Below are 10753 nucleotides of genomic sequence, written 5' to 3'. Positions count from 1 at the left end.
AAGCTCACCCCTATCGAGTTTGAGACAATCAACCGGACCGCACACGCGGCCTGAATCGCTCAACCCCACTAGTCAACTGAAGTCGGGGCAGTCCCACCCTCCTACGGCTAAGCATCCGAGGCGAACGATAGACGAAAGTCCATCGGCCCAACCGAAAAGGGCTGACATCGAACTGATGACAACGCTGGTCCTCACCTGCTGGTATGTCTCGCTCAGCCGGTTCGTCTTCGGCGCTACGTGGGATCGACCGGCGAATCATCGTCGAGACCAAGTTCGCCGACGCCCTTAAGCCGGGGTTTCACGGCACCCGCCGTCTCGACCGCAGCCACGTCTTTCAGCTCTACGCTTACGTCCAGTCCCAGAGCGTCTACGACGAACTGGGCCGGACAGCGGAAGGTGTCCTGCTCTACCCGACCGTTGGTCACCACTTCGACGAATCGGCCGTCATCCAGGGACACCGCTTCCGCTTCGTCACCGTCGATCTGGCTGCGCCGGCGGCCGAGATCAGAGCCCGGCTCCTGAACGCTGTCGATTCCTGGGCACCGACGGACGCGACACATGCAACCGAGTGATGGCGCGCCGAGGACCTATAGCGCGTCGACGATTCCCTTGACCTTCTGCCCGTCGCTCGGTGACAGCCCCTCATTGATCTGAACGAAGATCAAGGCTGGCTCCGATCCGTAGCGGTGAGGGCCGGCCAGGAAAGCGGCATCCTCGTAGCCCTGCACGGTCTTTTGGTACAGGTCGACATCATCGAAGGCCATGACCGCACCGCCTTCACCGGGAACAGATGGAAGATCGAAGTCGTAGACCTCCGTCGCCGCCAGAGCCAGTCCATTTCCTTCACCACGAACACAATTCACGCCGATCCCGGCTTCTTCGATCTGCGCACACACGCTTTCGGCTGTGCTGGCTGCTACTGCCGGAACCGGCTGCGCGGCCTCGGACGAGGTAGTAGTTGCTGTCACCGTAGACGCGACGTCGTCTTCGGAGGAGTCGGATGAACAACCCGTCACGGCGAGAAGTACACCGACTGCGGCAACAGTTGCTGCGGCTTTCAAACGGTTCACATCTATCCATTCTGTTCGATCAGGCGTTATTTCGTGCAGAGATGAATCTTGCAGCTCGGTAGGGCGAGTAAGAAGCCCAAACCAGTCTCCAGCGCGTCATGCGGGGCTGCGTACCCCAAACCACCGGCAGTCGGTCAGTTGAACGGCGCTGCTGAGATCTCACGACGAAGACTGTCACATTACGGTTCTGAGGCGGTGAAGTGGGCACCGTGACGTACATCTGTAGTGCTGCCCCGATCGCTACTGCTGCAACGTGACCAACCCAGCAAAGTGCAAGTTTCGCTGGAAGTTAATTCATTCGAATGACGCGGCGGTATGCGCTCCAAGTCTCGATCCACTGACTGCCCCATAGGCCCGGTGCCGCGTTGTGGTGCGTCGCAGTCCTGTGGCTCTTGCCGTCGATCAACACCGGCGACGGTCAACTGATCAGCAGGGCACTAGGCGGGCCCCAATGGCGACATCATCGAACGGTGTCAAGACTTCTCGACGGACTCCTCGAGAAGTCGATCCGGAGCTGTCGGCCCAAGCCGGTACCGTCGCACAGATGGCAAGACAGGCCACCGCGGTGAGCGGGTATCGCTACGAGTGGGGGCTGTTCGCCGACTGGTGCTCCGCCGCGAACGTCGAGCCACTACCCGCGACGCCGATCACGTTGGCGGAGTTTCTTAATGAGAACCCCGCCGGCGATGCAGGGCAGTTACGCCGGGTCTCTGCTATCAACCACGTCCACCTCGATGCCGGCCTCCCCGCGCCAGGGCGCGCGACTTCGCTCCGGCTGGCACTGGACTCTGCTCGCAGCGCGAGAACGATCCGACGTGCCGTGCAATATCAGGCGATCGCGGCCGGACTGCCGACCGTTGGATCGACTGCCGCGTTGTTTGGCCGCCGTGACGCCGTACTTCTCCTCTTGGCCGGAGTGGGTTTGTCGCACAGGGCAATTGCATCACTTGACCGCAGCGAGATCACCATCGATGGTGAGAGTGTCTGGATCGGTGGACACCACCGTGTTCGCATCGATTCCTACGACGTCACCGACTTCAGGCCGGTCGAAGTGTGGGAGCGGTGGCGCACGGTCCTGCAGTTCTCCGACCGCTACCCATCGACAACCCTGCTCATAGAGCATCTGCAGGACAACACGTTTCCCGAGATGTCTGAGTGGCCGACCCGATCGGGCGCGATCGCGGTCCCGATCGATCGATGGGGACACATGCCCCTGCCCGTCGCCGCGATGACTGCCGCCGAGGTCGGATCGGTCATTGCCATGCACCGCACCGGGAACGCACCGCTACACACCTCGCGCCGCCATCGCGTCGTCAGCTCGCAGCATCGCGGGGACACCGAACAGCTCCAGGTCGTCGGTCCTACCGATTTGGAGCGCTCCGTGAAACTCGATTCCGGGTACTACCGCGCAGGCGTCGATGCACGACGCCGCGCACATACCGCTTTGGCCGGCGTTCCCGACTTGGTCGACGACGTCGAGGACCGTATCGAAGTGCTCCTGCAGCGCACACTCGACCTACTCGGTAACGAAACACTCTGACACACCTGGGTGTCCGCGCAGGGATGAAGGCAAGCAACAACGCTACGTATCGTCAAGAAAAGTTGTCGACCACCTGATCCCGAGAAACGAACGAGAACGACATTCGCGTCTGGCCGAGATACGTGACCGGCATAGTGTCTTAGAACGGGTCAGGTGGACCGGTGTTCATCACCGCCATGATGTAGTCGCGGTCGGGTGGATCGGCAGGGTGTTCGTCGGCGACGGCAAACAACGACCGGTCAGGTTCGGGCGGAGTGCGTGCCTCGTCGCGGGCTGCAAGCCATTCCCGCCAGACGATGCGTTCGGCGCGGTGGCGCACGATGCGCGCACGGACGGCCGACGTGAGACCGTGACGATGACCGATGTCGTCGAGTTCGACCGGCCCGACACCGATGTGGGCGCTCTCGACCGTGAGCAGACCGGCAACGCGCAGATCTAACAGAGCCTCATACCCACTGGTACGTCCGACGCCTATAGCTGTGAACAACTCGTCCGGGGTCATAGGTTCTGCTGCGGTGACTACTGCGTCGTAGAGGACACGGTGACGCCAGCCGATGACACTCCACGCCGGGTGTACCGACTCCACCTCTGCTGGCGCTATGGAGGTGTCGATTAACGCCGCTCGTCCCGCGTGTGTGGGCACCAACGCGTACCGATCAGGGTTCTGGCCCACCCCTCGCTCGATGAGCAACAGCGGTGAGCCCTCCATGTCCCGCAATCGCTCCAGAACTGACCACACCGTTGATTCAGGAAGCATGCCGGCGGCGATGGATAGTGACCTACCACCGACACCCACAGTGGGAACACCTTCCACTATCTGGCCCGACACTGCTGCAGCCCACGACAGTGCTTGAACGACTGCATGGGTAGTCCAGCGATCTCGCCGATGAAGGAACTCAGAAGCGACCCAGGTTTGAGCGTGGGTAAGCCACGAGTGGAGGACCGGATCGTAGGTACCCCCTGTGTGCTTTTGCTTGTGCCCGATATCCCGGACTGGATCGGGGAGTGTCGATGCGGCCCAGTCGAGGGCGCGGGCAGTGTCGCGGCGGATGGCGCGTTCGGGTTCGGCATAGCGGGCATACGCGGCCCGCACACCCGCCCAAGCAGGTTCGGTGACTCGGGTGAGGATGTCGGCAGGGCTGGCACCGGAGAGGACGGCGTGGGTGATGACGGACTGGCGTGCTTCCGAGCGTGAGGGCCAGCGGCGGGTATTGATGCGGCCGCTGCTGGCGAAGTCGAGGACGCAGCGCGGCGGCGGAGTGGAGCGGCAGAAACGCGGATGCAACCGGGCGTCATCGCCGCTGCCGAGGACCCGTTCAGCCGACGTCTCGGCTCGGATGTGGGCGTCAATCGGGCTTATAGCCGCTCGTCCCGTTCCTCCGAGCAAGGCTTCGAGCCGCTGGAGTGTGCCGGCATCGGACCCGACGGTCAGGATGTCGGACGCTGTAGCCGGGTCGAGGTCGACGAGGGTGCGGTAGCCACCTTCTTTGCACTGCGAGCCCGGCACGGTGATGCAGCCGGTGGAGTCGTTGGTCATCGGTGTGATGTCCAGCGTGGGAAGCCGTGCTGCTAGAAGGCGCAACAACGGACGCACCTCGTGGGCGGTGACTGTTTTTCCCGGTGCCAGCGGTACGAGTACGTGTCGGCCGCCGCTGGTCGATTCGTCGACTACTGCGCGGCCACCGCATTCGGTCAACCACGCCTGCAGACGCGCTACGTCGGCGACAACGGCGGCGTGGCCGTGATGTTTGGTGTCGAAGTCCAGGGCAACGATGCCGGCGCGCCCGCGTGAGAACAGCGGCACAGCCGATGGCAATGCCGGCCTTTTGACCGTCAACGGGCCCGCGGACACGTATTTACGCGTCCGCGGGTCGTAGAGCCTCATCGATCGGCGGGCAGCAATGGCCGGTGCGAATCGATGCCACAGCCGGTCCGCCGTCGCATCCGGACGGACGACACGAGCATTCAATCTTGTACCTACTTCAGGGCACGATGTACCCTGAGACCTGTCCAGCAAGACAGTCCCTTTCGTGGGGATGCGCAACACCGAGAATCGAGTTAGTAGCTCGCTTCTCTTACTTCGAAGACCCTCGGCCTGCACGCCGGGGGTTTTTCGTTTGTAAGGCGCTGCGCAGATGCAGTTTTACGAACCCACCGGTAGCCGGCGGGCTGAAGTTTTCTACGCAGTCAGAGGTAGCACCCCCTGGTCACGATGGCGATTGAGCTCGAGGGCAAGATCTTCCCGGTCACTCGCTATTGCCAGCAGATCCGAGACGTACTGGCTGAGGGAGGTCGCACCAGCCGAACTGCGCTGCGCCTCTAAGGACTTGATCAGCTCCGACGGGAGTCTGACGGTCAACGGTTTCCGGTCACCCTTACTGGGCATCGGCATGACGCGCCTCCTTCTGACTGGCTAAGTACGTTCCCAACCTGCGCCCCATCCTGATGCAGAATCACCTTGAGGTGTGGGTGACACGCCGAGGAAATCACCAGGAATTACACCTCTGTCATTCAAACGGTCTTCACGCGTTGACCGGTCCGCACTCGCAGCAGGCGTCACACAATGGCCGTCGACCAGTGTCTGCGGACGTGGGGGACACTATCTGGCATGGAGATCGCCCAAACCATCTCGAAGGCCCTGCCTCACCCGCGTTACCGACTGCCGTTTGCCGGAGACATCGTTGGCCTCGATACGGCCAAGCCTGTTCAAAAAGAGATGGCGATGGCCTCTGAGCTCGGGGGGATCTACGAACGCAAGATTTTCGGCCACAGGCTCGTGGTGGTCTCGGACCCGGAGCTTGTCGCGGAAGTGAACGACGAGAAGTACTGGGCAAAATTTCTTGCCCTGCCACATCGCAAGCTACGCGCCATCGGCGAAGACGGTCTGTTCACCGCGTTCAACTCGGAGCCGAACTGGCATCGCGCGCATGCTGTTTTAGGGCCGGCGTTCAGCAAAGGGGCCATGCGCGGTTACCACGACGCCATACAGGAATCAGTCAACGAACTTCTGACCTCGTGGGATAGCGGATCGGGTCCGGTAGACGCCTACGACGAGTGCTCCAAACTGACCTTCGACGTGATCGGGCGCTGCGCCCTGTCGCATGATTTCGGCTCGTTTCGCCAGCCCGTACCCTTTGCGGACGCGATCGCTCGCGTCCTTCAATTTGTCAACAAGTCATCGAACGACGTGCCGATCATCCGCTCTGTCTTAGGACGAAGGGCGACGAGGCAGCACGATGAGGACCTCCAGTTCATACGTCACACTGTCGACTCCCTGATCGAACAGCGAATGGCCCAGCCTGACTCCAGCAAAACGTCTCCGGATCTGCTCGAACATATGCTCAGCACGCCAGACCCCGATACGGGCGACAGACTGGCCCTGGAGAACATCCGCAATCAGATCATCACTTTTTTGATCGCGGGGAACGAGACAACAGCATCGACCATCGCCTTTGCGTTGCATTTCCTGAGCACGCGGCCCGATGAGATGCAGCGGATACGGGCCGAAGTCGACGCCGTCGTTCCTGATGGCACCGACATCGAGTTCGAGAATGTGGCCAAGCTGCGACGGACACGACATGTGGTCGACGAAACTCTCCGCCTGTGGCCCGCTGCACCCGGTTACTTCCGCAAGGCTCGTGAGCGCGGAGCAACTTCGCTGGGCGGGTACGAGGTGCCCGAGGGTTGGGTTTTTGTTCTCCTTCCACAGCTGCACCGCTCACCGGAGTGGGGGCCAGAGGCAGACAAGTTCGACCCCGACCGGTTCGCCACAGGCCAGGCCAGCGACACCAACCGCCGTATATACAAGCCTTGGGGCACTGGCCTGCGAGCGTGTATCGGCCGCCAATTCGCCTTACACGAGGCGGTGCTTGCGTTGGCGTCCATAGCTCGTCGGTACGAGATTCGGGCAGACCCCGGTTACCAGCTCGATGTGCGCGAAGCAGTGACAATGAGGCCACACGGCGTCAGACTTTCTGTTTCGCGGCGGCTGTGACTGTACCGTCGTCGGTCTAGGTCGATCAGGAAGGGGAACCTGTGGACATCGTGAACAGCTGGCACCTGGTGGAAACCCTGGTGCCAGGACAGATGACAGTCATCAGTACTGGGGGGAAGGTCCGAGATTGGACCAAAATCGATCGCTTGTCACCTGGGCCTGAGTTTGATCTGCATGGTTTTCTGGAACTCACACGCAGTTCTTGCGCCGAGCAAGATGTGATCTTCAAAGGCCGTCGGCGTGAAGCTCGCATTCGCGCAGTACCCGTTCTGGGGCCGTCAGGGGAAACCCACGGCATACAGGTCTGGGTGGGGGACCCGGAGGTCGAACCCGATCCTGTGCGCATCGTTTCCGGAATAGCCTGGCTACTCGAACGCACCGTCATCGAGCAGACAGTCGAGGCTTCCGCGATGTCCGGTGTCTCTGCCGCTGATCACGTACCAGAACGAACCCCGGCGGAGTACAACGCCAAGGCCGTCAAATTCGATGGGTCCGAAGAGTTGTTCGGCCAGGCACTGGTCCCTACACACGGTCAGAAGTGGGAGGGCCCAATGTCCGTTCTCCACGCAGATGGCCGAATCATGCGTTGGCACTGCTGGGGCAGGGGGAGAACTGACCCTCCCAACGTCGGCCTCAGGCTGCTCTGGCACGACGTGACAGACACAACGGAACCCGACAAACCGACATTGGCTGAGCTGGGAATGCCGAGCGGCCTCGAGAGCGGTGGCACACGCATCGCTGTATTCGACGGCCGAACCGGGATTTTGACGATGTGGCTGCCGGAAGCTCCAACCTGGGTGAAATGGCGTGACCTCACAAGCGGCTGCGGCGTGTTGCACGACGACGACAGAGCGACACTGTCAGATGCCCTAGAAAAGTGGACTCACGATACGTCACCTGTGTCAGCTGATGTGCGCGTCCGTGCAATCGACGGCGGCGACGCGACCGGCTGGAAGTGGCAGCAAACCCGACTCGAACTACGGCCCTACCCTGGACAGCTTGGTGACCGGCTGGTCCTTGCGGTGCTCCCCGCGCTACAACCTTCCGAGCAGGTGCTCGAGGTTCCCACTCCCTAACCGATCATGATAGCTTCGCCCTCGGCACCTTCCGCTCTCCCGAAGAGTTGAAGATTTCCTGTCGGCCGCATGGCCCTCAGACGCAGCCTTTGAGCACCACGTGGAACACATTTCACGTGGCTAACAAGCACGCGTCTTGGAGCCAGAATGTCGATCCAGAGTCAGGTCCCCAGTCAGGCCGGTTCGCCCCGTGGCCGCTTCCGCACACGCTCGTATGCCTCGCTGACCCGTTGCTCCGGGTACCCCAACGCTTCCGCTATCTGGCGGGCGGCCGGCGCGCTCAACTTGCTCTGCCCGCGCTCGAGCGCCCCGATGTACTGGCTACTGACGCCGATTTCGCTCGCGAGCATCCCCTGGGTCAGCCCCCTGGATATTCGCAGATCACCGAGGTATTCCTCGTCCTCCGGCACTGAGACGAAATCGCTGATCTCGCTCCCGAATTCCTTAGCGCATCGAGCAAGAGTGTCTATGCGGGGATGGGACTGGCCTCGCTCCCACTGTGAGTACGTCGTCAAAGCCACTCCGAGAACACGCGCAACCTCGGCACCACTCAGCTTGAGTTCAATTCGTCGTGCCCGCAGCTTGTCAGGTGCGAAACCACGCAACCGACGCCTCACCGATGGAACCTCACGAGAGGACACGATGCCACTTGTCCCAATTCGGTAGCACATAAAGCATGTTTTGATGTTAGTGTATAGAAACAGTTGTTTAGACAATGCGATTGAGGTTCGCCCCTGGGCGTCGGCAGAGCAAGATTCGGCTTACAGACGCACACCTCATCAGCCGCAGCGTCTACGCATCACTGATACGCCAAAGAAAGCGAGGAGCCCACTGGCACAGATTAACTCGAATTAGCAGACTCCAGATGCGCCGTGATTGGTCGTCCCGAAACGCATCCGGAGTCCCCTCCACCTACAGAACAAAGCCCCAATATCGGGCCCAACTTGTATCCGCAGGGGCTCTCCCAGCCTATGCGGATCTAGCAGAACCGCAATCGGATCGGAGACACCTATGACATCTGTCGCGCAACCGCGAACGTTACATCCGGGCTCCACCTGCAATCCCGGCACCGCCCTCTGCCCCTCGGTCAACGACCGTGTTGCGGGCCTGGCCGTGTGTTCGCGCCCAGCCATGCCCCACCACAGCCACCACAGGCTGATCTGCGAAGAGACGGGCGCGGTGATTGGTGAATGGACTGACGCCAATGCGACGCTCCTGGAACCACTTCCACGGTCTCCGCTCTTCAGCCACGTGGCCTAGTACCCCCCCAATCTCGACTGACGCCTGAAGAGACGATCAGTCGCGAGGGTCTACGCGGCGAACTCACTGCACTGAGGCTCCCGTGTAGCCCCTCAGTTGGTGGACCGGCGCGAGGGTCGCGTGGTGACGCTTCGACCTCATCGTGTGCCGAACTGCGCGACCCCGCCGGGACATCGAACACATTCCACAACTCCACTGACAGAAAGGAATACGACCGATGCCTTGGATCTTCTCGCAGCTTTGGTTCTGGCTCGGCCTGCTGGGCTGAGCGCTCGTGGATGCCAGCGTGCAACGGACGCACGCTGGCATCCACTCCCAAGGCATCACCCATCGTCCGCGCTGAGGGATCACCCGAAGGCTGACCCTCGTTTTCGGTCGTTCTCCCAGCGCGGACGGTGGTGGTTCCACCATCAACTCCTGCCACACCCGCCCAACACCGCTGCATCGCAGCGACTTACGAAAGGCACCACCACACATGTCTCCCCAGCAAGGAATTGGCGGACGTCACCGCCGTCGCAGAGAACGGGCACTCGTTCTCACTGCCGTTCCCGTCGCCGTCGCACTGGCGTGGGGCACCGCAACTGCACACGCGGCACCGCAGGACTTCGTGACCGCACCCGACACCGCCCAGTCCGGCACCACCGACACCACCCCCGTCGCGCCGCCGCCGGCCCCGACCCAGGAACGCCAGTTCCTGCCCGGCTACCAGGCCTCACCCCAGGTGCAGCAGTCCCAGTGGCGTAGCTACGACGACTACCGGTCCGGCAACCAGCAGTCCTCGTACCAGAACACCTACTACGAGCCCGCTCCCGCGCCGCAGGCCGCGCCGACCGACGCACCCCCTGCCCTGCAAGCGGCCCCGCCGCCCCCGCCGCCGGTTCCGACTGTGCAGCGCAAGGTCATTGCACCGATCGACGCACCCGAGGGCTATGTCCTCGTCGGCGGCGAACTCGTGCCGTACGACCCGAACCTGCTCGATCCGAACCTGGTCAAGCAATTCAACAACACTGGTGCCGCAATCCAGGCCGACGGTGGAAACTGGCTGGTGGACAACGGATTCGCCGATGCCTCTCGTGCCGACCGTATCGCTGCGGGCACCATCACCGGCGTCGTCGCAGGCGGCGCTGTCGGCCTTGCCGCTTCCGTGGCCCCTGCCGCAGTGATCACCGGCACCGCAGCCGCCATCGGCGGCGGACTCGGCGTCGCAGCCACTACCGGCACAGGTGCGATTGTCTGGGGCGGACCGGTCGGATGGGTCTTCATCCCCGGCGCAGCGGCACTCGCCGGAGCAGGAGTCGGCGCTGCCCTCTCGGCTCCGATTGTGCTGGGCCTGACCGGCACAGGTGCGGTCATCGGCGGCATCCTCGGTGCCACCGTGCTCGGCGGCGAGCAGCAGATCATCGAAGAGCCCGCACCGCTTCCGGCACCCGAAAGCGTCCCGGCTGCCCCTGCGGCGCCGCTGACCGTCGATTCCCCCAGCGTGCAGAACGCCATCGACACCACCGTCGACCAGATCCAGGGCAGCCTCGACCTCGCCCCGGCCGATGTCGACCAGGCCGCCACGGCGGTCCAGGGGTGGACCGAACCTGCCTACGAGCAGGTCCAACAGTTCACCTCGACGGTGCTCGAGCAGCCCGCCGTGGCGGACACCGTGGCGGCCGTGAACACCGCCGCCGCGCCCGTTCTCGACCAGGCGAAAGCAGCACTAGCAGGTCTGAACCTCGCGATCTGACCTCCGGGTGCAGCCCGACCGCCCCCGATGGGTCGGGCTGTATCCGAACGTTCGACCCCGTTCCTCACCTCGACCCTCGGA

General features: G+C 62.5%; 9 protein-coding genes. 5 read left to right on the top strand and 4 right to left on the bottom strand.

Annotation, left to right across the window (positions count from 1 at the left end; all coding sequences use genetic code 11):
• Positions 1-203 precede the first annotated feature (203 nt).
• Complete coding sequence (locus AB0P23_RS17575; protein WP_363798580.1) at positions 204-572, top strand: hypothetical protein; 369 nt, start codon at positions 204-206, stop codon at positions 570-572.
• Positions 573-587: 15 nt separating this feature from the next.
• Here AB0P23_RS17575 and AB0P23_RS17570 read toward each other — a convergent pair whose 3' ends face one another.
• Entirely contained in the window at positions 588-1070 is a 483-nt protein-coding gene (locus tag AB0P23_RS17570; protein ID WP_363798577.1) for a hypothetical protein, read from the bottom strand.
• A gap of 544 nt (positions 1071-1614) precedes the next feature.
• Between AB0P23_RS17570 and AB0P23_RS17565 the strand changes: the two genes are divergently transcribed.
• Positions 1615-2610: a hypothetical protein gene (locus AB0P23_RS17565; protein WP_363798575.1), complete on the top strand. Its 996-nt coding sequence runs from the start codon at positions 1615-1617 to the stop codon at positions 2608-2610.
• Positions 2611-2749: 139 nt separating this feature from the next.
• Here AB0P23_RS17565 and AB0P23_RS17560 read toward each other — a convergent pair whose 3' ends face one another.
• On the bottom strand, positions 2750-4579 hold the full coding sequence (locus AB0P23_RS17560; protein WP_363798573.1) for a hypothetical protein: 1830 nt from the start codon (positions 4577-4579) through the stop codon (positions 2750-2752).
• 210 nt (positions 4580-4789) lie between these two features.
• Positions 4790-5002: a hypothetical protein gene (locus tag AB0P23_RS17555; protein WP_032392039.1), complete on the bottom strand. Its 213-nt coding sequence runs from the start codon at positions 5000-5002 to the stop codon at positions 4790-4792.
• 216 nt (positions 5003-5218) lie between these two features.
• Between AB0P23_RS17555 and AB0P23_RS17550 the strand changes: the two genes are divergently transcribed.
• Both AB0P23_RS17550 and AB0P23_RS17545 read left to right on the top strand, forming a co-directional pair.
• Positions 5219-6604 (top strand): cytochrome P450, encoded by a 1386-nt coding sequence (locus AB0P23_RS17550; RefSeq protein WP_363798570.1) that lies wholly within the window; start codon positions 5219-5221, stop codon positions 6602-6604.
• A 41-nt stretch (positions 6605-6645) separates the two neighbouring features.
• Positions 6646-7680, top strand: a complete 1035-nt coding sequence (locus AB0P23_RS17545) for a GAF domain-containing protein (RefSeq protein WP_363798567.1) — start codon at positions 6646-6648, stop codon at positions 7678-7680.
• A 173-nt stretch (positions 7681-7853) separates the two neighbouring features.
• Here the strand turns inward: AB0P23_RS17545 and AB0P23_RS17540 are convergent, their stop codons facing one another.
• A complete protein-coding gene (locus tag AB0P23_RS17540; protein WP_363798565.1) occupies positions 7854-8351 on the bottom strand; it encodes a helix-turn-helix transcriptional regulator in 498 nt (165 codons plus the stop codon).
• Between the two features lie 1064 nt (positions 8352-9415).
• Here AB0P23_RS17540 and AB0P23_RS17535 point away from each other — a divergent pair.
• Positions 9416-10672, top strand: a complete 1257-nt coding sequence (locus tag AB0P23_RS17535) for a hypothetical protein (RefSeq protein WP_363798562.1) — start codon at positions 9416-9418, stop codon at positions 10670-10672.
• Positions 10673-10753 lie beyond the last annotated feature (81 nt).

The sequence above is a fragment of the Rhodococcus sp. NPDC077669 genome (assembly GCF_040686915.1).
GTDB classification, from domain to species: domain Bacteria; phylum Actinomycetota; class Actinomycetes; order Mycobacteriales; family Mycobacteriaceae; genus Rhodococcoides; species Rhodococcoides fascians.
This window is presented reverse-complemented; position numbering and strand designations above follow the sequence as displayed.